Annotated in this window: 24 protein-coding genes and 1 tRNA gene; 8 read left to right on the plus strand and 17 right to left on the minus strand. The window is 27.5% G+C overall.

Going from position 1 to position 25287, the window contains the following annotated elements:
• Positions 1-115: 115 nt before the first annotated feature.
• Genes R4K56_RS02640 through R4K56_RS02655 form a run of 4 tightly spaced genes read left to right on the plus strand, consistent with a single transcriptional unit; the run spans position 116 to position 2795 of the window.
• A complete protein-coding gene (locus R4K56_RS02640) occupies positions 116-379 on the plus strand; it encodes a YtxH domain-containing protein (protein ID WP_297299543.1) in 264 nt (87 codons plus the stop codon).
• Positions 380-386: 7 nt separating this feature from the next.
• Positions 387-785 carry a DUF948 domain-containing protein gene (locus tag R4K56_RS02645; RefSeq protein ID WP_335771991.1) on the plus strand — a complete coding sequence of 133 codons (399 nt, stop codon included), beginning with the start codon at positions 387-389 and terminating at the stop codon, positions 783-785.
• A 32-nt stretch (positions 786-817) separates the two neighbouring features.
• Positions 818-1888 (plus strand): peptidylprolyl isomerase, encoded by a 1071-nt coding sequence (locus tag R4K56_RS02650; RefSeq protein ID WP_335771990.1) that lies wholly within the window; start codon positions 818-820, stop codon positions 1886-1888.
• A gap of 10 nt (positions 1889-1898) precedes the next feature.
• A complete protein-coding gene (locus R4K56_RS02655; RefSeq protein WP_335771989.1) occupies positions 1899-2795 on the plus strand; it encodes a hypothetical protein in 897 nt (298 codons plus the stop codon).
• 920 nt (positions 2796-3715) lie between these two features.
• Here R4K56_RS02655 and R4K56_RS02660 read toward each other — a convergent pair.
• The 12 genes from R4K56_RS02660 to R4K56_RS02715 all read right to left on the minus strand — a co-directional run bounded on the left by R4K56_RS02660 (position 3716) and on the right by R4K56_RS02715 (position 17747).
• Entirely contained in the window at positions 3716-4456 is a 741-nt protein-coding gene (locus tag R4K56_RS02660) for a site-2 protease family protein (RefSeq protein ID WP_335771988.1), read from the minus strand.
• 107 nt (positions 4457-4563) lie between these two features.
• Positions 4564-5739, minus strand: coding sequence for a M20 metallopeptidase family protein (locus R4K56_RS02665; protein ID WP_335771987.1), 1176 nt, complete (start codon positions 5737-5739; stop codon positions 4564-4566).
• Positions 5740-6552: 813 nt separating this feature from the next.
• On the minus strand, positions 6553-7506 hold the full coding sequence (locus R4K56_RS02670) for an ABC transporter permease (protein ID WP_335756782.1): 954 nt from the start codon (positions 7504-7506) through the stop codon (positions 6553-6555).
• A 27-nt stretch (positions 7507-7533) separates the two neighbouring features.
• The gene (locus R4K56_RS02675) at positions 7534-8661 is read right to left on the minus strand and encodes an ABC transporter permease (protein WP_335756781.1); all 1128 of its coding nucleotides are present in this window, start codon (positions 8659-8661) and stop codon (positions 7534-7536) included.
• Between the two features lie 335 nt (positions 8662-8996).
• Positions 8997-10526 (minus strand): ABC transporter ATP-binding protein, encoded by a 1530-nt coding sequence (locus R4K56_RS02680; protein ID WP_335771986.1) that lies wholly within the window; start codon positions 10524-10526, stop codon positions 8997-8999.
• A 98-nt stretch (positions 10527-10624) separates the two neighbouring features.
• Positions 10625-11701, minus strand: a complete 1077-nt coding sequence (locus R4K56_RS02685) for a BMP family lipoprotein (RefSeq protein WP_335771985.1) — start codon at positions 11699-11701, stop codon at positions 10625-10627.
• Positions 11702-11767: 66 nt separating this feature from the next.
• Positions 11768-12847, minus strand: a complete 1080-nt coding sequence (locus R4K56_RS02690) for a BMP family lipoprotein (RefSeq protein WP_335771984.1) — start codon at positions 12845-12847, stop codon at positions 11768-11770.
• A 31-nt stretch (positions 12848-12878) separates the two neighbouring features.
• Positions 12879-13967 (minus strand): BMP family lipoprotein, encoded by a 1089-nt coding sequence (locus R4K56_RS02695; RefSeq protein WP_335771983.1) that lies wholly within the window; start codon positions 13965-13967, stop codon positions 12879-12881.
• Between the two features lie 8 nt (positions 13968-13975).
• A complete protein-coding gene (locus R4K56_RS02700; RefSeq protein ID WP_335771982.1) occupies positions 13976-14761 on the minus strand; it encodes a nucleoside phosphorylase in 786 nt (261 codons plus the stop codon).
• Positions 14762-14767: 6 nt separating this feature from the next.
• Complete coding sequence (locus R4K56_RS02705; RefSeq protein WP_335756775.1) at positions 14768-15577, minus strand: nucleoside phosphorylase; 810 nt, start codon at positions 15575-15577, stop codon at positions 14768-14770.
• Positions 15578-15641: 64 nt separating this feature from the next.
• Positions 15642-16295 carry a deoxyribose-phosphate aldolase gene (gene deoC / locus R4K56_RS02710; protein WP_335756774.1) on the minus strand — a complete coding sequence of 218 codons (654 nt, stop codon included), beginning with the start codon at positions 16293-16295 and terminating at the stop codon, positions 15642-15644.
• Positions 16296-16634: 339 nt separating this feature from the next.
• Entirely contained in the window at positions 16635-17747 is a 1113-nt protein-coding gene (locus R4K56_RS02715; protein ID WP_335760732.1) for a DegT/DnrJ/EryC1/StrS family aminotransferase, read from the minus strand.
• A 223-nt stretch (positions 17748-17970) separates the two neighbouring features.
• On the opposite strand from R4K56_RS02715, the gene R4K56_RS02720 reads away from it, so the two are divergent.
• The 3 genes from R4K56_RS02720 (at position 17971) to R4K56_RS02730 (ending at position 19075) form a co-directional block, all read left to right on the plus strand.
• Positions 17971-18405 (plus strand): ATP-binding protein, encoded by a 435-nt coding sequence (locus R4K56_RS02720; RefSeq protein ID WP_335756772.1) that lies wholly within the window; start codon positions 17971-17973, stop codon positions 18403-18405.
• Between the two features lie 209 nt (positions 18406-18614).
• Positions 18615-18848, plus strand: coding sequence for a type II toxin-antitoxin system HicB family antitoxin (locus R4K56_RS02725; RefSeq protein WP_335771981.1), 234 nt, complete (start codon positions 18615-18617; stop codon positions 18846-18848).
• The gene (locus R4K56_RS02730) at positions 18845-19075 is read left to right on the plus strand and encodes a type II toxin-antitoxin system HicA family toxin (protein ID WP_335756770.1); all 231 of its coding nucleotides are present in this window, start codon (positions 18845-18847) and stop codon (positions 19073-19075) included. Before R4K56_RS02725 ends, R4K56_RS02730 begins: the two co-directional genes overlap by 4 nt.
• Positions 19076-19164: 89 nt before the next feature.
• Here the strand turns inward: R4K56_RS02730 and R4K56_RS02735 are convergent, their stop codons facing one another.
• From R4K56_RS02735 to R4K56_RS02745, 3 genes are all read right to left on the minus strand, one after another.
• Complete coding sequence (locus tag R4K56_RS02735; protein WP_335760735.1) at positions 19165-19563, minus strand: type II toxin-antitoxin system HicB family antitoxin; 399 nt, start codon at positions 19561-19563, stop codon at positions 19165-19167.
• Between the two features lie 23 nt (positions 19564-19586).
• Positions 19587-19784 carry a type II toxin-antitoxin system HicA family toxin gene (locus R4K56_RS02740; RefSeq protein ID WP_335771980.1) on the minus strand — a complete coding sequence of 66 codons (198 nt, stop codon included), beginning with the start codon at positions 19782-19784 and terminating at the stop codon, positions 19587-19589.
• A 102-nt stretch (positions 19785-19886) separates the two neighbouring features.
• Entirely contained in the window at positions 19887-21413 is a 1527-nt protein-coding gene (locus R4K56_RS02745; protein WP_335771979.1) for a hypothetical protein, read from the minus strand.
• 348 nt (positions 21414-21761) lie between these two features.
• On the opposite strand from R4K56_RS02745, the gene R4K56_RS02750 reads away from it, so the two are divergent.
• Positions 21762-21835: transfer RNA gene (locus R4K56_RS02750), tRNA-Ala, on the plus strand.
• 17 nt (positions 21836-21852) lie between these two features.
• Here the strand turns inward: R4K56_RS02750 and R4K56_RS02755 are convergent.
• Together R4K56_RS02755 and R4K56_RS02760 are read right to left on the minus strand one after the other, a co-directional pair.
• A complete protein-coding gene (locus R4K56_RS02755; RefSeq protein ID WP_335771978.1) occupies positions 21853-23613 on the minus strand; it encodes a tetratricopeptide repeat protein in 1761 nt (586 codons plus the stop codon).
• 509 nt (positions 23614-24122) lie between these two features.
• Positions 24123-24896, minus strand: a complete 774-nt coding sequence (locus R4K56_RS02760) for a DUF2262 domain-containing protein (protein ID WP_335771977.1) — start codon at positions 24894-24896, stop codon at positions 24123-24125.
• Between the last annotated feature and the right edge of the window lie 391 nt (positions 24897-25287).

Consider the following 25287-nt stretch of genomic DNA (forward strand, 5'->3'; position numbering starts at 1 on the left):
AATATATGCTAATTTATTACTTTTTGTATAAAAATAAGTTTTATATTCGGTTGACAAAAATGTAAATTAAATTTAATATTAAAAAACAAGTTATATAACTAGGAGGGATATTATTATGTCTAAAGAAGCTTCAAGTATGTTTTCTTTTCTACTAGGCTTAACAGCTGGATTAGCATTAGGAGTATTATTTGCTCCAAAAGCAGGTGAAGAAACTAGAGAAGATATTAAAGAAACTATGGATAATATCAAATTTAAAGTAGATGATATTTATCATAGAAGCGTTTTAAAAACTTCTGAATTAGTAGAAAAAGGCAAAGAAAAAACTAATGATTTCTTTGAAAAAAGAAAAAAAAGAACTTCTGAAGAAGTAGAAGAATAATAACAATATGCAAGATATTACATTTCAAATTAATGTTATAGCTATATCTTTAGCTTTTATAGCAATATCAATTCTTATATTGGTTTTAGCTATATTTTTTGTTTTACTTGCTGGTTATTTTAGATTCACTAATAGATTCGATAGAATATTAGAAAATATTGAATCTATTAGTGAAAAAATTAATAATATTAGTATCGTAGTAGATGAAGAAGCAAATAAAGCAAAAACTACTTTAGGCAATGTACATGAAGTAATTAATAGCTTATCCAGCAGTGTCAATAATTTTAGTATAATGACTAAAGAGTTTGCCAACAATATTAGTATTATCAATATATTCAAATCTATAATAGACCTTTTTAGAGGTAAAAAGAAATCCAATGATACTGATGAAGATGATGATTTTTAAGTAAGTGAATTTTAATTAGGATTTATTTTGTTATGATAAAAAAAATTTTTTTAGTACTTTTTTCTATAACTTTATTTTGTTCATTTTTATATTCTGAAGATACTAATTGGGTAATTAGAATAAGAGATAATCAAACCAATGTTAAAAAACTTATAACTATTCAGGATTGTTTATCTGAAATTTCAAATCTTACAATTTTTAGAGGTGCTCCTCCGGAAGCCGTTGAAGTTATTCTTACTAATGATTTGCAATTATGGCAATTTGCTTCTCAGCTTATAGAACAAGAACTTGTATATATGAAGGCTGTAGAAGAAGGTTATGATAAAGATGATGAAGTTGTTAAATTAATCTCTAAAGAACGTGATAATCAATTATCTCAGCTTTATATGCAAGAAAAGGTAGCTGATAATTTTGCTGTTGTTACTGATGAAGAAAAAAGAAAATTTTTTAATGAAAATAGAAGCCGTATACAGGCAGCTGTTGGAAGAAATGTAACTTATGAACAAGTTGCTATGGATATAGAAACAACAATTCTTCAAGAACGTATGCGTAATGAATATGATAAAATTATAGCAGCTGCTCAAACTAATTATAATTTGAAATATTCTGTAACTTCTGATCCTTGTATTACTATAGATGAAACAACTGTACCTCTTTCTGAATTTAATGATATGTTTAATGAATCTATAAAACAGGCAGGAGCTAATATACCTGCTGCTTTAAGAATGCAGGCAAAAGAAGGTATGTTTAAAGCTTTTGTGGCACGTGAAGTTATGATGTATGAGGCAAAAAAGACCGGTTTCTATGATACTCCTCAAGCCAAAGCTATAGAGAATTTCTTGACTAGAAGTGCTGTTACTGCTAATTTTATAGATAAAACTATAAGATCTACTATACCTAAACCTACTGAAGAAGAAATCAATTTGGCTTATGAGCAATATGGTAAAATGTATAATATAGACTCACTTCCTTATGCTGATGCACAAAAGGCTTTAGAGACTATGGTTATAGAAGCTAAAACACAGCAAAAATATCAAATATTAGTTACAGATTTGAGATATAGATATAATATAGAAAAAAATCTTGACTTGTTAAAGAAATAATTTCTGAGTTATGAAAAATAGATTATTTGTTATATATTTTGTATTTATTATATTATTCTGTTTTTCACAAATTTCTTTTGCTAGGAGAAACGATTTTTCTTTTGATGTATCTCCTCTTATACAAAAAACTAAAATGTTTTCTGCTGGAATAGGCGGGATATTTAGTGAGTATAACTCTTGGTTTAATGGACAGTTATATACATTGGATCCTTATAATGAAAATATAAGCAGAAGGGATTTATATTTTACATTTATGCCTTATTTCAGTGTAAGACCTATTAAATATTTAGAATTAGATGTATCCGCTAGCTTTACATATCAAAGGCAAGATTCAAGAAATGATATAACCAGTGCAACTAATATGACAGATGGTTTTGGTTTTGATTCTATCAATGCATCTATAAAAGCTACATTTTTAGATTGGTATTTATCTATAGGGGCAAAAGTTGGGGTAGGTTATACGTTTCAAAAAAGTAATTTTGTATATGGAAATATTAAGGACCCGTTTAATATGTATGCAACTATAATGTTGGCTGGTGTTCCTAAAGTAATACCTTTAAACTTTTTATTTTCTTATACTTTTGATACTAGAGATAATTTTCTAAAAGATATTTTTACAACTGGTGAGATAATGGGTGGAATTGAGATTATTACTTCTCCATTTATTACTTTGTATACAGGTGTAACTTATGTATTTCCTTATACCAAAGAATCCAATCTTACATATTTAGAGCCTTTTGTTAAATTTAAAGCTACTATCTCTGATTTCTTATATATGACTGTATCTTATCATAAAGTTGTATGGGGAAAAGGTTATGCTCCTAATACTGCAACTTTTGATTTTTCTATAGAATATATGTTCTATTCACCTAAATGGGATTGGTGGCATGGAAAGTTTAAAAAATAATAAAATATAAATTACATTTGCCAGCCCTTTAGGCTTTCAATATTTTCTGATATTTTTATATTCTTTTTCTTTTTTGTTTTTTCGGTTATTTTAACTGCCCGCCCAAGATTTTTTTAAAATTTGTTGTTTATTTACCGCACGTAGAGCAAATCTAAAAATATAAATTTATTTTGAATTCAAATTCGATTATATTTTAAATTTTGTTCACCGTGCGTTAAATGCATTTTTTATTTAATTTAAACTTGGGTGGGTGCTGAAATTTCTGATTAATCTATAAAGATAATGAATATTTAAAATAAAAATACAATATAAAGTATAAAGGGTGGGGTATGTAATAAAAGTTTTAAAATTAAAATTACACTTGCCCGCCCTTTAGGCTTTCAATATTTTCTGATATTTTTGTGTTATTTTCTTTTTTGTTTTTACTGTTATTTTAACTGCCCGCCCAAGATTTTTTTAAAATTTGTTGTTTATTTACCGCACGTAGAGCAAATCTAAAAATATAAATTTATTTTGAATTCAAATTCGATTATATTTTAAATTTTGTTCACCGTGCGTTAAATGCATTTTTTATTTAATTTAAACTTGGGTGGGTGCTGAAATTTCTGATTAATCTATAAAGATAATGAATATTTAAAATAAAAATACAATATAAAGTATAAAGGGTGGGGTATGTAATAAAAGTTTTAAAATTAAAATTACACTTGCCCGCCCTTTAGGCTTTCAATATTTTCTGATATTTTTGTGTTATTTTCTTTTTTGTTTTTTCTGTTATTTTAACTGCCCGCCCAAGATTTTTTTTAAATTTGTTGTTTATTTACCGCACGTAGAGCAAATCTAAAAATATAAATTTATTTTGAATTCAAATTCGATTATATTTTAAATTCTATTCACCGTGCGTTAATGAAGTTTACTATATGTTATATAGAAAATATTATTTTTATAGTTTCGCTTCCTAGTATATATTGCGACATAGTTTGTATAAATGATAATACAGTTCTTAATATTCCAACGAATAATAAAGCATATAATATTAAAAATCCATAAGGATATATTTTATCATAAGTTTCTTTTCCTCTTGGAGATAAAAAGAATCTCAATATCCAACCGCCATCTAATGGAGGAAAAGGCAAAAGATTAAAAAACATAAGCATTATATTTATTACATAAAACATAAATAATATTGTTAAAACTATAGGTAATGCATTAAGCATGATATTAGTTACAATATTACTATGCTGCTCTAAAAGCATAATAAGTTTATATATTATAAAAGTACCATTAACTGTAAAAGTAAGTATCTTCATTATAATAAATGCTATAGTTGCCATTATTAAATTAGCAAAAGGGCCTGCAAATGATACTAATGCCTGATCTCTTTCAAAATTATTAAAATTATTAGGATTAACAGGTACAGCTTTCATCCAACCTATAACAGGAATTCCAGTAATAGCCGCAAGTAATGGCAGTATAACAGTTCCCAATATATCAACATGTGCTAATGGATTAAGCGTAAGCCTTCCAAGACGCATAGCTGTTCTGTCTCCAAGTGAGTATGCGGTTCTGGCATGCGAGTATTCATGTGTGCTTGCTGATATTATAAAAACAACATAGGATATTATTCCTATTGAAAATCTATTAGAAAAAATTTCATATACCATTCTTATTGTTTCCCTAAAAATATTAATTTCGTTTTAAATATAATAAAAAAATTATATTTTGTTTATGTATCTTAAATAATAAACAGTATAATTCAATTTATGTAATATCAGCTATTTAAAAAGTTAATAGCCCAATTAGCCATAAGTTCTGAAGGCATATTTAATTTACTTTCATTAATTTCAAATTTACTATTATGATTAGGTATTTTTTTATCAGTAATAGTAGAAAATAAAGCAAAACAGCCTTTAATTTCTCTTAAATAATAAGAAAAATCTTCTCCACCCATACTAGGTTTATAATAATGATTCCAAACTGCATCATCTGAAAATATTTTTTGGGCAGTGTCTTTTACTGTGTTAGTTATATCTTTATCATTATTAGTTACACATGCATATTCTATTATTTCAATATCGCATTCTCCTCTTAATGATTCTGCAATTAATTTTGATTTTTCTTTTATTCTTTTTATAAAGAAATCACGCACTTCATTACTAAAAGCTCTTATTGTACCTTCTATTTCTATAACATCTGGTATAATATTAAATGCAGTTCCTCCGTTGATTTTGCAAAGCGATAAAACAACAGTTTCAGACGGATCTATTTCTCTAGTTATTATTGATTGAAGTCCATTAATAATTTCAGCAGACATAACTATAGGATCAACACCCGCATGAGGATAAGCTCCATGCGTTCCTTTTCCTTTTACTCTTATTATAATCTTATCTGTGGAAGCAAGTATAGGCCCTTCCTGAATAATAAAAAATCCATTAGGTGTGTCCAAAGCAAAACTTCCAACATGTACTCCCAATATTGCATCAACATCTTTTAATGCATTTTCTTCAATCATTATTTTGGCACCTGTTCCTGTTTCTTCTCCTGTTTGAAATAAAAATTTAACAGTTCCAGAAAACTCATCTATATTATCATTAAGTATTTTGCAGGCACCTAAAAGTATTGCAGCATGGGCATCATGACCGCATGCATGCATATTGTTATTGCAGGATTTATATTCAAAATCTGTTTCTTCTTTTATAGGCAAAGCGTCCATATCTGCTCTTAAAGCTACAGTTTTTGAATTATTTGTTTTATTGCCATTAATATAGGCTATAATGCCGGAGTCTTTTTTATTTTTTGTATATTTAATATTTTTAAAATTATTAAGTTCATTTATTACAAATTCCTGAGTCTTAGGTAAATCGCTTCCAAGTTCAGGTATAGAATGTAAATATCTTCTGCATTTTATAACATAATCTAATATTTCTTTTGAATCATATTTAAGCATAAAAAAATCCAATATATAAAATTTATTTTAATTATATATAGAAAATAAATATTTTACAAACTTTAATTACACTTGCCCGCCCTTTATATTTATAATTTATTTTGATATTTTAGTATAATTTTTCTTTTTTGTTTTAATAGTTATTTTAGCTGCCCACCCAAGATATTTTTTAATTTATTGTGTTATTTAACGCCTCCAGAATGAAGCTAAGTTTCAAAATCTTATTACATTTGCCCGCCCTTTATATTTACAATTTATTTTGATATTTTAGTATAATTTTTCTTTTTCGTTTTAACAGTTATTTAAGCTGCCCACCCAAGTTTTTTTAAATTTATTGTGTTATTTACTGCTTACAGAATGAAGCTAAGTTTTAAAATCTTATTACATTTTTCCACCCTCTAGGCTTACAATTATTTTCTGATATTTTAGTATAATTTTTCTTTTTTTGTTTTAACAGTTATTTAAGCTTCCCACCCAAGTTTTTTAAATTTATTGTGTTATTTACCGCTTACAGAATGAAGCTAAGTTTCAAAATCTTATTACATTTTCCCACCCTTTATATTTATAATTCTTTTTGATATTTTAGTATAATTTTTCTTTTTTGTTTTAATAGTTATTTAAGCTGCCCGCCCAAGATATTTTTTAATTTATTGTGTTATTACCGCACGTAGAATTAAGCTAAGAATATATATTTATTTGCAATTTGAATTAATTATATTTTAAATTTTGTTCACCGTGCGTTTAAAAAAATTATAAATAAAAAAGCTGAGAGTTTTAATTTCCTCCCAGCTTTGTAATAATAATATTAATTAATTATCTTACACTCTTATCATAAGGGATACCAGATGCTTTAGGAGCTTGTGAATTTTTAGAAGTGAATGCAAGTACTATTATAGTTGTTATATAAGGAATCATTTTGTATATATTGTTTGATATAGGCAAATTAGCAAGAATTGGTATTCCTGAATAAGCGGAAGCTAATGTTTTCATAAGACCGAAGAAAAACGCTGCATAAAGTATTTTCATAGGCTTCCATTGTCCGAATATAAGTACTGCCAAAGCCAAGAATCCGTAACCAGCAACAGTAGCATTGAAGTTTGTAGAAGTAGGAATAACAAATACCAAACCTCCTAAACCGCCTAAAGCTCCTGATATAGCAACACCAATATAACGCATTTTATAAACATTAATACCTACAGAATCTGCAGCTTGAGGATGCTCTCCGCAGCTTCTAAGTCTAAGACCAAATCTAGTTTTATAAAGTACAAACCAAGATAATGCAAGTATTATGAATCCTATGTATGTTGTTATGTATGTGTTTTTGAAGAATAATCCTCCTATTATAGGTATGCTTCCGAGTATAGGAACAGATTCTATTCTAAAATTATTAACAAAAGTTATTTGCTGAACTACTTGAATAGCTCTTGTAACATATATGGCAAAAGCAGGAGCGAATATATTCAAAGCAGTACCGCTTATAACCTGATCGGCACTCATACTTATAGCAGCATAAGCATGAAGCAAAGAGAATATTATTCCGGATAAGGCAGAAATTATCATAGCTATGAATAATGTTACAGTTGGAGGGAAAAGAGCACCGAATCTGCTTATGAAAAATATTCCGGCGAAAGCTCCAATTATCATTATACCTTCAAGGGCAATATTAACTACACCGCTTCTTTCAGAGAACATTCCGCCTAATGCTACAAGTAAAAGAGGTATAGAAAAAAACATTGTTTGCTGTACTAAAAAATAAATTGTTTCCATTAAAAACTCCTTTTTATTTTACTAACTTTACTCATTAGCATTCTTTTCTTCTGTTTTCTTTATTTTTTTGGATATAAATCCAACTATATATTTAAATAGCAAAGCGAAAGCACTGAAATATATTATAGAAGCAATAATCATTTCTATAATTTCAGGAGTAAAATTGTATATTTGCATATAAAAACCGCCTACAGTAATATGAGCAATGAAAAGACCTGCTATTAATATTCCTATAGGGTGAGAAAGTCCAAGCAAAGCAATAGGTATACCCATAAAACCTTCTTCAGCAAGAACGTCAACAACTTCTATATGTTTACCAACACCAGAAAGATATAAAAGTCCTCCGCCTAGTCCTGCTAAAGCACCAGCTATTACCATAGAAAGAATAATATTTCTTTTTTCGTTAATACCTGCATATTTACTGGCATCTTTATTAAGACCGCATGCTTTAAGTTCAAAACCGAATGTAGTTTTTGAAAGTATTATATATACTATAATAACTACTATAACAGCAATAAAAAAGCCTCCATTGGCACTTGAACCTTTGAATATAACATTAAGTCCCATTGTAGGCATCATAGCAGAAGGAGGTATATTTTGAGATTGGTTTTTAAGCATATCATAAACTGTAAGAGTAACAAGATAATTAACTAAATACATACCAATATAGTTCATCATTATGCTTGAAATAACCTCATTAACATTGAAATGAGCTTTTAAAAAACCAGGCAAATAAGCCCAAAGTCCTCCAGCTATAAAAGAAGCAAACAAAGCAACTAACCAATGAATAGCAGGCGGAAGAAAAGTACATTTAATAGCTACAAGTACAGCAGCATAAGCACCTACTATAAATTGTCCTGAAGCTCCAATATTAAATAGACCATTTTTGAAAGCGAAGCCAACAGAAAGTCCTGTTAATATTAAAGGAGTAGCAGTATATATAACCTGTCCCATACCTCTGCCTCCTCCTGAAAATCCTCCTGAGAGTATAGTCATAAAGGCAGGAAAGGCATCAGCAGCATTGCTTATAAGAAGTATTATTAGTCCTAAAAGCAACCCTATAATAATTGCGAGAAAAGATGAGAATATATTAATAAAACCATCTTTCTCTAAAATGTTTGATAATTTGTTTTTGAGATTATTGTTATCACTCATAAGCACTCCTTTTATAACAACAGTATAATTATCTATTATGATTTTTTAGACTTCTGAGAACTGACATAAGCTAATAATCATTAACTTTTTAATAATATTCTTAATATTAAAAATATATTCTTTTAAATTAATATTTTTTAGAAAATTTTGTATATTGATAGTTTTTAGATTATGAATTTCTTTATATACATAATATTTGAGTATATATTCATTACCAATAGAGCCTAGAAGGTAACGCACAAAGTAATTATTCATTCTATTTATGTTTCTCATAACAGCTATTAAACCAAAAGAATATATAAAATAAATTTTCTAATACACTATAAACCAAAAAATTATGCACTTCTTTTAGAGCCTGCCATATAAAGACCAAGTTCATTAATAGTCAAATCTTTAGGATAAACATTTGCTACTATTTCGCCTTCATACATAACAAGTATTCTGTCACTTAAATTCATTACCTCGTCAAGTTCTAAAGAAACAAGTAGAACAGCTTTTCCATTATCACGCTGCCTTATTAATTCTTTATGTATATATTCAATAGCACCAACATCTAAGCCCCTTGTAGGCTGAACAGCTATAAGTAAATCAGGGTTTCTGTCTATTTCTCTTGCAATAATAGCTTTCTGCTGATTACCTCCAGACATACTTCTTGCTATTGTTTTAGAACCTTGAGCACTTCTTATATCAAATCTATCTATTAATACTTTAGAATATTCTTCCATTTCTTTAAATTTTAAGAATCCATTTTTCTGGAATTTGTCAGTGAAATAAGTTTGAAGTATTAAATTTTCTCCAAGTGTATAATCAAGTACAAGTCCATGTTTATGTCTGTCTTCTGGTATATGTCCTATACCGCTTAAAGTTTTATTTCTTATAGATAAATTAGTAATATCTTTTCCATTTAAAGTAACATTTCCAGTACTCATTTCTATAAGACCAGTTAAAGCATATATAAGTTCAGTTTGTCCGTTTCCGTCAATACCAGCAACACATACTATTTCACCGGCACGTACTTCAAAAGATACATTATTAACAACATTTTTTGTGCTTCCATTTGATTTTACACTTAAATCTTTTACAGATAAAATAACATCTTTTGGCTTAGCCTCAGTTTTTTCTACTACTAAAGATACCTTTCTTCCTACCATCATTTCTGACATTTGCTCTTTTGTAGTAGTTTTTACATCTATTGTTCCAATGTATTTTCCTTTTCTTAAAACAGAACATCTATCAGCAACTTCTTTTATTTCGTTTAATTTATGAGTTATAAAAAGAATAGATTTTCCTTCATTAGCTAATGACTTCATTATTTTCATAAGTTCTTCAATTTCATTAGGTGTAAGTACAGCAGTAGGCTCATCGAAAATAAGTATATTATTGTCTTTATATAACATTTTTAAGATTTCTACTCTTTGCTGCATACCTACAGTCAAATCGCTAATAAGGGCATCGGGATAAATTTCAAGACCATAAGTTTTACTAAGTTCCATTACTTTTTTTCTGGCATCATCAACTTGAAGCATACCATATTTTACTGTTTCTACTCCAAGCATAATATTTTCTAAAGCAGTGAAATTATGAACAAGTTTAAAATGCTGATGCACCATACCAATACCAAGAGCATTAGCAGTATTAGGGTTGTCAATATTCACTTCTTTGCCATTAACTTTAATAATTCCTTCTTCTTGCTTATAAAGTCCGAAAAGTACACTCATAAGCGTAGATTTGCCGGCACCATTTTCACCAAGCAAAGCATGAATTTCTCCTCGTTTTAATTGTATAGTAATATTGTCATTGGCTACTATTCCTTTAAAACGTTTAGTAATATTAAGCATTTCAACAACATATTCTGAATTTTCCATATTTTCTTATCCCCGTTTATCTGCAAATTTTTATAACCATAAAAGAGATACCAACATTAATAAATGATGGTATCTCTAAAATTTCAACTAACTTTTAATTATTGTATAAAATTAACTTTAACTATATCTAAAGGTAATTGATTAACATCTTTAGCATCTTTGTCTGTAAGAATTTTTATACTTCCTGAAATGAGAGTTTGATATATTAAATCATAATCATTTTGATTGAATACTTTGAATCTTGAAGTTTTCATAGGAAGACCTATACCATTAACTTTAGCATCAAGTACAACAGATTTTCCGCCAGGGAATTGATTTTTATAGAAATCATCTATAGCATTGTATACAGATTCTCCAAGCATTTTCATAGCAGAAGTAATAACAGTTGGAGATTCAGCACTTTGGTCTATATCTACACCTATAACTAAAGCATTATTTTGTTCAGCAGCACTCATAACAGAGTTTCCAGCACCGCCAGCAGGAGCAAATATTACTTGTACTCCGCTTTGATACCAAGAAGTAGCTAAAGTTTGGTTTTCAGGAGTAGCATTGAAATTTCCTATATAAGTATAGTTGATTTTTACACTTCCAGAAACTAATTTCATTTCTTTAGCAGCATAATTTGCACCTTGAACGAAACCATAACCGAATCTTATAACTGCAGGAACAGCCATACCAGCCATAACACCTAAATTAGTGTATCCTTCTTTTACTATAGCATATCCAGCTAAGAAACCGGCTTGTTCTTCTGCATAAAGTACAGAATAAACATTTTTCTCAATTCTGAAATCAGTGTAAGTGCCGTCTTGAGGAGTACCATCTAAAAGTACGAAATTAACATTAGGGTGAGTGTCTTGAGCTTTATAAACAGCAGGTTCAAATAAGAAACCTGGAGTTACTACTAATTTTGCTCCAGCTGCAACTGCTAAATCTATAGCATCAACATAAGCATCAGTAGTTTTTTGAGCAGGTTGATAATATTTATGAGATATGCCTTTTTCTTGAGCATACTGAGTCAAACCTTCCCAAGCCCCTTGGTTAAATGATCTGTCATCTATAGTACCAACATCAGTAATTAATGCTAGTTCATATCCGCCAGATTTATTACTGCCGCCGCATGAAACAATTACCATAAAAGCCATAATAATGATGATTGAAGTGAGCAATTTTTTCATATTCTCATTCTCCTGTTTGATAAAATATTTATGCTTAATTTTATTAAAGCCAAAATTAAATATATACTATTTTATATAATCCACTTTTACCAATTTTATAGGTAATTCTGTTACACTTGTTACATCAGTATCTTTTAATATCTTTATACTTTTCTTTATAAGTTGATTATATATATAGTTATAGTCAGTTTCAGTAAATACTTTAAATTTTGATGTATTCATAGGAAGACCTACACCATTAACTTTAGCATCTAAAATAACAGTTTTTCCGCCATCAAAAGTATTATTATAATATGAAGCAACTGCATTATAAACAGATTCTCTTATCATTTTCATAGATGAAGTAATAACGGTAGGAGATTCAAAACTCTGATCAACATCTACTCCTATAACTAATCCATTATTATTTTCAGCAGCACTCATAACTGAATAAGCAGCACCGCCAGCAGGAGCAAATATTACTTCTGTACCGCTTTTATACCAAGAAGTAGCTAATGTTTGATTTTCTGGGCTTGCATCATAATTGCCTACATAAGTATATTTTATATTAATAGAATTTTTTGGAAGCTGTAATTCATTAGCAGCATATTCAGCACCTTGTACAAATCCATAACCAAATCTTATAACTGCAGGGTGTGCTACCCCTGCTAAAACGCCTAAATTTTTATAACCTTCTTTTACTATAGCATAACCTGCCAAAAATCCTGCTTCTTCTTCTGCATAAAGTATTGCAATTGTATTTGTTGCTGTTTTATAATCAGTATAAGTTCCGTCTTGAGGTTCTCCATCTATTAATATGAAATGTACATTTGTGTAAAGGTCTTGTGCTTTGTAAATGGCAGGTTCAAACATATAACCCGGTGTTACTATTAATTTTGCTCCGCCTTTTACTGCTAACTCTATTGTATTTAAATAGGATTCAATGTCTTTGTTTGGTACTTTATAATACTTATGTGTAATGCCGTAATTTTCTGCATAGTCTTTTACTCCTTCCCAAGAACCTTGATTAAAAGACTTATCATCAACAGTACCTAAATCTATTAAAACAGCTATTTCAAAATTATTACTGTTTTCATTTCCTTTACAGCATAACATAACAGAAGCAAAAACAGCAGCTATAACAATTAAAATAAAAATTCTTTTCATATTTGTTATTCCTCTATATAGAATATTAGATTTATTCTATATAATCTACTTTAACTATCCTAGTAGGTAACCCTTTAGGAGTTTCTGTATAAGTATCTTTTAACACAACTATCCTTTTATCAACAAGCATTTTATAAATATTATTATAATTTTCTCTGCTAAATGTTCTGAACTTAGAATTATCCATAGGAAGACCTACACCATTAACTTTAGCGTCTAAAACAACGGTTTTTCCTCCTTCAAATCTTCCCTTATAATAATTATCAATAGCATTATAAACAGATTCTCTTATCATTTTTACAGCAGAAGTAATAACAGTAGGAGATTCGAAACTCTGATCAACATCTATTCCTACAACCAATCCTCCTGTTTTTTCAGCAGCACTCATAACTGAATAAGCAGCACCGCCTGCAGGAGCAAATATTACCTGCACGCCTTCATTATACCAGTTTTCAGCTTGCTTTTGATTTTCCTCAGTATCATCAAAATTTCCAATATAATTATATTTTATTTTAATAGAATGTTTATCAAGTTCTAATTCAGAAGCAGCAAAATCTGCACCTTGTATAAATCCATAACCAAATCTCTTTACAGTAGGATAGGGCAGACCTGCTATTACTCCTAAATTAGTATATCCGTCTTTAACTACAGAATAACCTGCTAGAAAACCAACTTCTTCTTCAGCAAATAAAATAGAAGTAGTGTTGCTTGTTATTTTTATATCACCTTCACGCTGAGGAACTCCATCTATAAGAATGAAATTAACATCAGGATAATCATCTTGTACTGCGTAAATTGTTTCTTGAAAAATAAACCCAGTACTTACAACTATTTTGGCTCCGTTATCTACTGCCATATCCACAGTTTTTATAAAAGAATCTAAATCTTTATCTTTTTGCGGTACTTTATAATATTGATAACTTATTCTTCTAGTTTCTGCATAATCCTCTACACCTTCCCAAGAACTTTGATTAAAGGATTTATCATCTATGGTACCTAAATCTATTAATACTGCTATTTCAGCACCGCTTGTTGCATCGTCTTCTGATTCCATATTTACATTACAAGATGATAGTAACAAAATGATAAATAATAACAATAATACTATTTTCTTATACATGCTGCAGCCTAAATTCTATCTTTTTCTATTAAAACTTTAATGGATTCTATTATTAAATCTATAGCCTCCTCGCCAGTATAATCTTTTGGATCATTAATATTATTTTTTATTCTTTCTTGATTATGTAATACTAACATTGCTGCACCAGTACGTACGTTTTTAGCTGCACCTACAGCAAATAAAGTAGCAGATTCCATTTCAGAAGCTAAACAGCCTGCTTTTATATAACTATCCCATTTATATAATAATTCTTTATCAACTGCCATACTTTCTGGAGCATGCTGAGCGTAAAAAGCATCTTTACATTGAACTATACCTACATGTGTTCTTGTTTTTACTTTTTCAGCACCTTCAATCATAGCTTCTAAAACTTCTATATTAGGTACGCATGGGAATTCTTTTGGTATATAATTGTCCATAGTACCGCCGCCTTTGATAGCACCATTTACTATGACAACATCTCCTGGTAATACATCCATATTCATACCGCCGCATGTACCTACGCGTAAGAATGTATCAGCACCAACTTTGATAAGTTCTTCTAAAGCTATAGCAGTTGAAGGGCCTCCTATACCATGTGAAGTAGTAGAAACTTTAACTCCATTTATATAGCCTGTATAAGTTGCATATTCTCTATAATCTGCTATTAACTCTGCATTATCAAATCTTTTAGCTATTTTTGAACATCTTTTAGGATCACCAGGCATTATTACATATCTGCCTACATCTCCTTTTTTTAATTTTAGATGATGTACTAAATTTTCATTTTCTTTATAATAGGCTTTTGGAAACATATTTTATTACCCCTTTTTAGCGTTTTTGTCTTTTTCATTTAATAATACTATAGCTTCTAATGCAGTTAATATCATATTTTCTATGTTATCACTGTATTCTAAATGAGTACCCATTCTTTCTATCATAGTATTTTCTACTATATGCATTATACCGCCTGCTCTTACTCTCCTTAATGAAGCACAAGCAAATAAAGCAGCACATTCCATTTCTGATGCTATTGCTCCGCATAAAGTATAATATTTAAGATTATTTTCAAATTTTTCTCTAAAGAATGAATTTTGAGGTTCCAATTCTCCATAGAAACAGTCTTTACTGTGTACTACGCCTATATGATAATTATGATTTCTTTTTTTAGCTGCATCTCTTAATGCAAGCATAATATCTGTATTAGCAATGGCAGGGTATTCAAGAGGTATATATTCTTTTGTTGTGCCTTCATCTTTTATGGCAGCTTGTGCTATAGCTAAATCATTTGGTTTTACTTTTAAACTAAGTCCGCCTGCAGTACCAACTCTTATAAATGTATCAGCACCAACTTTGATAAGTTCTTCCATAGCAATTGAAGCAGAAGGGCCTCCTATTCCTGTAGAAGTTACTGATACATCTACTCCTTTATATTTACCTGTTATAGTTACATATTCTCTATAATCAGCTTTTAACTCTGGATTATCTAAAAATTTTGCTATATAACCAACTCTTTTCGGATCCCCTGGAAGAAGTACATATCTAGCAACATCGCCTTCCTTTAATTTTATATGGTATTGAAGAAGTCCATTTTTAGCTGCTTCTTCATCATAAAAAGGTTTAATTTCCATAACTTTAACTCCTAGTGATAAATAAAACAGTTAAAGATTAATAATTATAAAAATATAATAATCCTTATTGTTTTTCTGCTTTTACTATAGCAATTCCGTTGCTTGTGCCTAATCTGTTTGCTCCGGCTTCAATCATTTTTAAAGCATCTTCATAAGTTTTTATTCCGCCTGAAGCTTTTACACCCATTTCTTTTCCTACTGTTTCTCTCATGAGTTTTACATCATGTTCTGTAGCACCAGCAGTGGAAAATCCTGTAGATGTTTTCACAAAATCGGCTCCGCATTCTTTTGCTATTTTACATGCTAAGACTTTTTCTTGATCAGTTAAAAGGCAGGTTTCTATAATGACTTTTAATACACTGGCATGACATGCATCTCTTACTTTTTTTATGTCACGTTCAAAAAGATCTATTTTCTTACTTTTTAGCAAGCCTACATTGATAACCATGTCTATTTCATCAGCACCGCTGTCAATAGCCACTTTAGTTTCGTATGCTTTTGCTTCCTTCATCATTGTACCCAGAGGAAAGCCAACTACAGAACAAACCTTGACATCTGAATGAAGTAAGAAATTATAAGCAACATTAACATAAGCTGAATTTACACATACAGAATAAAATCCATATTCTTTTGCTTCTATGCATAACTTTCTTATATCATCTATTGTTGCCTCGGGTTTGAGAATGGTATGATCGATTAATTTACTTATCCTGTTCATCTTTTTACACCTCTATTTTATATAATATAAAACATTGTACTATTTGTCAAATTTATTATGTATACAATAATAAATTATATATACTATATAGTATAATAAATTAATTTCTTTAAATCATGTAAAATATAGAAATAGTGTTATTTGTGAAAATTTTATTTAAATAAATGATGAAAAATATTATGAATTGTACAAAAATGGGAGGAATAAACCCTCCCATTTTATATATATTATTGAGTTTTAAAGCGATAAACTTACCTATAACCAGAAAATAAATTTATTTATATGTTTGTGCCGCTGCCAAGCAGTAAGCATTTATTTTGTATTGGCTTGTTTAGCTTTTTATTTTACAACTTTTTTGATAGCTTCTATAACTATATCCTGTTCTTCTTTAAGAATGTCATTATCTATAGGCAATGCCAAATTATGTTTTGAAGCATATTCAGATACTGGCATATCTCCTTCTTTATATCCTAACTTTTTAACTAATACAGGAGCTAAATGTATAGGGTGAGGGTAGTAAAGTGCAGTAGGTACTTCTAATTCTGTTAATTTAGCTCTAACTTCATCTCTATTTTCTACTTGTATAACATATTGAGCATGTACGCTTTGAGTATATTCTGCAACTTGCGGTACTTTTACTACATCTTTTAATTTTTCATTATAATATTCAGCAGCATTTCTTCTATGATCCATATCTTTATCGAAGCCTTTGAATTTTTCTAATAATATTCCAGCTTGTAAATTATCCAATCTTCCTGTAGTACCTAATTTTATATGAGTCATACCGCCTTCATCACCATGATGACGTAATTGTTTGAGATTTGTATATAAATCTTCATTATTAGTAAATACCATTCCGCCGTCACCGAAGCAGCCTAATGGTTTAGCTGGAAAGAATGATGTTACTGCAATATCGCCTAATTTTCCGGAACATGATTTGATATTTTTATAGCTTGCTCCGAATGATTGGCAGGCATCTTCTATAACAAATATATTATTTTTTTTAGCTATATCAAGTATAACATCATAATTAGCACATTGTCCGAATAAATTAACTGGTATAATAGCAACTGTATTTTTATTTATTAAGCTTTCTAGTTTTTTTACGTCCATATTGAAGTATTCATCAATATCGCATACTCTTACTTTCATACCTAAAAATGCAGGAGCTTCAGCAGTAGAGAAGAAAGTCATAGCTGGTACTATTACTTCTTTATTAGAATGATCTTCTCCAGCATTAAATCCAAGAGCTAAAAGTGAAAGTACTAAACCAACATGTCCAGATGATACTCCAACAGCATATTTAGCACCTGTATAATTTGCTAATTCTTTTTCTAATTCATCTAATTCTGCACCGAATACAAATTGACTTCTTTCTATAATAGAAGATATTTTTTTATCAATAGCTTCTTTTCTTTTTTCATATCCTCTATAAAGGTTCATATATTTCATAAAAAAATCCTTTAATATAAAAATAAACATATATTATGTTTATATAAATTGTATTCAAATTAAAATTATTGTCAATAGATAATATATAAAAAAATATTATTTATAGTAATGTAAATATTTTTAAAAAAACTTGAAATGTGTCTTTTATTTTACTATACTATAGGTAACTTATTATAGTAACACGACTAGATGGAATGTAGTTGTTTTTGGGTAGAGTATTGTTATGTATGCTAAGTATTGTTTAAATAAAGTTGATAAAAAAATGTCATCGATAAAAATACAAAGTGATAAGTCATTAATACCGAAAATTTCCAGTTATTTTTTAAATATGCTTCATTCTAATGGTGTAGAGCAGTGTGATGCCTTACAAATAGCCTTTGAAGAAGCATTAACTAATGCCATAGTTCATGGAAATAAAAATGATTCTAATAAAAATGTTTATATTACTTTTACTATAGATTGTGAAAAAGTTGAAATAATAATAGAAGATGAGGGCAGCGGTTTTGACTATTGTTTGGCAATGATAGGTTTAACTGAATCTCAGGATAATATTTATAAAGACAGCGGCAGAGGAATATTTTTGATTTCTTTATATACAGATGATTTTTATTATGAAGATGACGGCAGAAAAATTGTTATGATAAAGTATAGAGATTAAAAAATTGCTTGAAAATTTTATATATATTTTGTGCATCAATAACAAATAGTAGTTTATTTAATTTTAAATATAATATTTTAAGCTACTTTGGAAAATTTTCTAAAAGCCTGAATTGTATAAAAAATCTGTTTAATAAAAATTATTATTTATAATTGCATAATGAATGAAAAACTATATAATAAAAAATCTTTATTATAATAGGATTTTATATGTCTAAATATGATTTTAATATTATTATAGAGGAAGATGAAGACGGTATGTATATAGCAACCATACCAGCATTAAAAAGCTGTTATACTCAAGCAAAATCAATAGATGAATTATATATAAGAATAAAAGAAGTTATAGAGCTTTGCCTTGAAGTTGAAGAATATAACTATTTGAAAGATAATTATAAATATAATAAACTCATAAAGGCTGACAAGGTAGAAGTTAGTATATGAGTAAATTGTCTATATGTGATTCAAAAACTATGATAAAGATTTTGATATTGTTAGGATTTAAAGAATTAGGGCAAAAAGGAAGTCATAAATTTTTTATTAATGATATTGGTCTTACTACTGTTATACCTGTTCATAATGAAGATTTAACAAGAGGTTTAATCAGAAAAATTTTAAAAGACATAAATATCTCTATAGATGAATATGAGAAACTAAAAAAAGAGATTTAATTATAAATATTTTCAATTAATTATATATTTTAAGCACCTTTAGAAAACTTTCTAAAAGCCTGAACAGTTTGCACTAAAGACAATATTATTTACTTATAATAATTAGATATGTAATTTTTAGTAGCTATAGTTATAAATTCGCTTCTATTTGAAGATAAATTATCTATCATTTTTATTAAACTTTCATCTAATGTAACATCTATTCTTTTTTTCTTTTCTCTTGAAACTTTTACTTCTATTAACATTCTAGTTATAGGTTCATCTTCCGTTTCTTTAATAATTTTTTCTAAACTAGATGCTTTTGGAATTTTTTCTCCATCTTCTATCATGCCGTCAATATGCATTTGAAGTGCTATTTTAGAATTATTTATTGTTTCTTCTAAAGTTTTACCTGCACTAATGCATCCGTCAAAATCATAAAATGTAGAATTATAACCAGATTTTACTTTATATATATTTGCTACAAATGTTTCTATATTTTTTTTCATAATAAAATATCTTATAAAACAAACTATTTATTTAAAATTTTTATTTGAGCTTGTTTTTCTATGCTTTTTATAACAGCTATAGATAAATCAACATTACTATGATAAGGTACTGTAACTCTTCCCTTTTTAGTATTATGTTTAAATTGTTTATGGCTTCCTTTTTGAGCAATTTCAAACCAGCCGTCTTTTTTGAGAAGTGTTATGATTTCTGATGCTTTCAAGTATATTCTCCTTGTTCATTAAAAAATAAATACTTTTCATTTTTAACACCTCTTTTTTATACACATAAGTATACACATTAAATGTTTTTTGTCAACTTGTAATTAAGCACCTTTGGAAAACTTTCTAAAAGCCTGAACGGTTTGCACTGAGCCGTACCAAAATAAAACTTTACCTAAAAAATAAACTAAAACTCCGAATGTTTTTAAAAATAAATTCAATTTAGATGCGGCATAGGCTATTATAAGGCTGTAATCAGTAGGTATAAAATATTTTATTAACTCCGGAAATAGATTTTTATAATATAAACGTATTATATTAGCTTTAGTTAAATCAGGAATATAAAAAATAGTAAAACAGAAAGCCGTTATAACTATGGTCATAGCTAAAGCCTTAACCCAATTCTGACCATTATCGCTGTATAAAGAACTTAATTGAATAGAGAGTATATCTGCCCAATCTTTATAAGTTTTATCTTTCTTTTTTATCAATTCATCTTTATGGAGTTCTACTTCCTGAGCCTTATATTGTAAAGCATCAATAGCATTATTTGAGGCATAGGCTTGCTGTTTAAGAAACAAAGCACTTCCACGGTTGGCAAATTTATGTACTTTGAAATTAACTGGATTGATTAAACCTCCATTAATAACAGTGCCTTTAAAATCTGCTTCTTTTACTTCTATATTTTGTAAATCAATTTTTCCTGTTATTCTTGTATTATAAAAACACATTATATTTATTTCATTATTTTTTTTATTTATATCTTTTACTATTTCTTTTTTTTCATCTTCTAATAAATAATTAAAAAATCTATCATAATAATTGTTTTCTATGAAATTATTATCTATTGATAGAATAGAATTATTATCATTAAATTTAATTTCATTAAATAATAATTTATTTATTGTAGAACCACGAAAATACATAATAGTATTCATCGTTGTATTTATGAATTCTAAATTTGATTGAAAATTAGATATATAAAAACCAATAATATTATTTAATTCACATTGTCTAAATAATGAAATATAATTGAATGTATTTTTAATAAAATATGAAATTCCATTAAATTTCGATTTTTTTATTTCAACTCTGCATTTAAATTCACAATATCCAACCAATAACATATTATTGAATTCTATATTATCAAACTCTAATGGAAAACGTTGATAAAAATTAGAATTTGATAATACTAATATTTTATTAAAATTAGAATTATAAACTCCAACAGTAGATTGAAGAGTAGTATTGCGAAAATATACTGAACCATTAAAGTTAACATTTTGAATGCATATCCCAGAAGATATTATAATATTTTCAAAGTTAATATTATAATTTAGTTCGTATTTATTTTCTTTTTCTGTACTAAAATGATGAATTACATTTTCTAAATAAAAAGGAATTGAAATTTTATCTTCAAGATTATCATTATTTATAGCTCTTATGTTTAAAGTATAATCTTTTTCTTCTTCGTCTGTAATAGTTATAATATTATATTTAAAATATTTTCCTTTATTAAGAGCTTGACTCATTAAATCTAATTTAAGATATAATATTAATTGTTCTTCTGTCTTACATTCACTAATTTTTTTTGGAGATAATATTGTTTCATTAAGGTCTAGTATAGTCATAAAAAAACTCTTAAAAAATTATATTTCAATTATAAATTAAATAATTAAATCAGCAACAGTATATAAGATGATATTTAATAATGCAGTCTTTCGCGAAAGCGTATCCGAGCTTGTTGAGGATATAGCTTCTTTGTGCCAACAAAAGAAGTAGCTTTTTTGGTTAGTCAAAAAAGTACATAACTTTGATTTTTAGAAAGCAAAAAAAGAACAATAACTATTTGATTTACTTTAATAAAGTAGTTATATTTTTAATTAGTTAGTATATAAAAATTATAACTAATAATCTAATAGTAAAGAATACAAATAGATTGACTTTTAATTTAAAATAATTTATCATTTTCAAGACTAGGGGATATAGCTCAGTTTGGGAGAGCATCACAATGGCATTGTGAGGGTCGTGGGTTCGAGCCCCATTATCTCCAATTATTTTTATGAAATATCATAAATAATCAATACCATTTTTAGTACAGAACTCTATACCGACACTGTCATTTTCTTTTGCAAGCTTTATCAAGTACTTTTCCATTTTTGGTTTTAATTCATCATTAGCTATTTTGTATGCTTTTTCAAAATAAAGTAAAGCCTCATCTTTTAAGTGTTTATATTCATCTTCGGAGATATTTTCTTTTTGAATGTTGGCTAGTATATTTTTAATGTAGCCTATACTGTTTAAGGCATAATCATGTTCAGGGTTTAATTCTATAGTTTTATAAAAATCTTCCAAACATTCATTATATATTTCAACTGCTTTTTCTATATTACCGTTATTCCTATCAATATTGGCAAGTTTAGTTTTAGCATATCCTCTGGTATCATATATTGCTGAATTATTATTTATATCAATACCTTTGCTGCTATATTCTACAGCTTCATTTAATAATTCTTCTGCTTTACATTTATTACCTAATTCATACTCTATATTAGCTAATTTAATTTTTCTAAAAGCTCTACTATTATATGGAGAATAGTTATTTGGAGATAATTCTATTGATTTAGAATAATCATCATTTATTTCTTCCAATAACTTTTTGGAATTATTAAAATTCATTCTTTTTATCTCTATTATATACATATTACTTTTTATCAGAGCTCTAACCAAATACCTTTGAGAATATACATCAATATTAAAATTCTTTATAGCAATGTCTTTGCTATAAGCTCTTTCATTAAAGTTATCAATTTTTATAGCTTTATTAATATATTCCAAAGCTTCATTAAGTAATGTATATGCATAATCTAAATTATTTTCTTTTATTTCTTTTTCTGCTAGTTCATTTTTCATAACACCAATATTTCTATATGCTTTTATGTATTTATTATCTAATTCTATTACAAAACTATAATCAGACAAAGCTTCATCATATCTCTTTAATTTCATTTTAGAAAGACCTCTATTAAAATATGCATCTACATATTTATTATTATATTTAATTGCATTATCAAAATATTCTATTGATTTCTCATATTCTTTTAAATAATTTTCATATAATCCTAATCCATAATAAGCAGTATAATTCTCTGAATCTATAACTAATATTTGTTTATAATATTCCATAGCAGAATTATAATCTTCTTTATTTGCTGCCTGATAAGCTAAATTAAAAAGCCAATTAATTTTTATATTTTTATCATTTTTTTCTATTAATTCTTTTGTAGCAAGTTCTATCTTTTTCATAGAGCTTTTAGATTCTTTCTCTACATTTTTAAGCTGAGCTTTTGCTTCATTTAAAATATTATTATTTACGAATGCTCCTGCAAATGAGAACACTATCATTACTACAGATATAAAGGCAAACCAGAAATTTAATGTATCCGATGATGATTTTACTATTTCGCTCATTGATATTTGAAGATTTTTTGTGTGGCTGTCTATAGCTTCGGCGAATGCGTTTTGTAAATCTTCTATTGATGAGCTTTTTAATATTATATTATTAGTGATAAATTTATTGCTTTCTATCTCTGTTATTATCACATTAGTATAAAACTCTTCTTTAGTGATAATAATATTTTCTAATGGACTTGAATATCTTTCCATAGCTTTATCAAGTCTATAAGAAACAAGTAAATTATGTGCAAAATAAAGTGCTGCAAAAACTATCATAGATAATATAAATAATTTAATCATTACATTATAATTATCCATTTGGTAATTTCTTTTTTCTTTCTTGTTTGTTTGATTATTATTTTCTATATTTTTCATAAATAATGCCTAAATAATTTTTTATTATTATACTATACTTTAAAAATATAAAAAGATATTATTTATTACTTTGACGCACGGTAAAGAGATTATAAATATAATTAGATTGTATTACTTATTAAACCGTATTTTTTATAATTATTTTGCGTGTGGTGAATACGTTATGAATTTAAAAAAATCTTGGGTGGGCAGCTAGAATAACAGTTTAGATTAAAAAGAAAATATTATAAAAATGAGAGTGAAAATTGAAAGGATAGAGGGTGGGGCAGTGTAATTAAATTTTAAAGCTTTTATTACATTCCCCGCCCTTTATACTTTATAAATATATTTTAAATTTTAAAATTTATTATCTTTATAACTTATTTAGAAATTATAGCACCCGCCCAAGTGTTGAGTAGATTTAGAATTTCATTAACGCACGTTTAATAAAATTTACTATATAATAGAATTTGAATTATAGATAACTCATATTTTAAGATTTATTTAGGTTGCGGAAGAAGTAGGCAAATTTAAAAAAACATTGGTTTAGTAATTGGTTTAAAATTAAAATCCCAATCACTGTTTACTGGTATTGCATGTCCTGCACCGTCATTAAAATAAAATGTTATGCTGTTTTTAGAATCTATGCTTATAGATGTTAAACTTATTGATTTTATGAATTCTTCTTTTTCCATATTATAAGGCTTAAATATACTTTCTGCAGCACACTCTTTTAATTTTCTGTCAATATCTTTTTTATTAGCGAATATTTTTTTGATTATATCAACACTTTGTTTATTAAATTCTTCATCAATATTATCAAAGAAGATTGAAATATTACTGTCAGTCCAAGGCATCTCTTTCTTAAAACTGTTTATATCCTTATTAAGTTCAAAATTTCCTAATTCTTCATCTTTATAATAAATAATTTCTGAATATTTTTCTAATATGCTATTTAAATCATCATCTTTATAATTACTATCAACTATATCTTCAAGTAAAAAATTAATATAGAAGTCGTCAGGATCTTTTTCTTTTATCACCTTTAATCTTACTATGCTTTCATCTTTGAGTATTTTTAAATATTCTTCAGCTTGTTCAACTTTTTTATTAATGATAATATGTGTATTTTCTATAATTAGATTAGCAGTAATATTTTTTAAAGCTATAGCTGAAACAAATAAAGTATAATATTTTTCCCAAGGAATTTTATTGTATTTGCAGCATGATCTTTTAAGTACGAATGCCATGTCAAAAATTTCATCGTCAAAATTTTTATTAAAATCTTCAATTTCTTTGTTCATTTTTATACCTCAATACTATTGTAATATGCTAGGATAAAAATATCAATAATAAATTTAAAAATTGTTATTATAGTTGTTTAAAAATTACTTTACAAAATTATATACAAAATTTTTGAAGTAGGGTGTGGGCAAAAACAAAATTATTAAAACTTAAATACAGAAAATATTTATTAATTTAGTTTTGAAACAAATCTATTACATATCCCGCCCTTTATTCTCTATAACCAACTATCGAATTTTAATATTTATTATCTTTATAATTTATTTAGAAATTATAGCACCCGCCCAAGTGTTGAGCAGATTTAGAATTTCTTTAACGCACGGTGAGTACAATTTACTATATAATAGAATTTGAATTATAGATAAATTTATGTTTTAAATTTTATTCTAC

Origin of the sequence: Brachyspira pulli (genome assembly GCF_036997785.1) — a bacterium.
GTDB classification, from domain to species: domain Bacteria; phylum Spirochaetota; class Brachyspiria; order Brachyspirales; family Brachyspiraceae; genus Brachyspira; species Brachyspira pulli.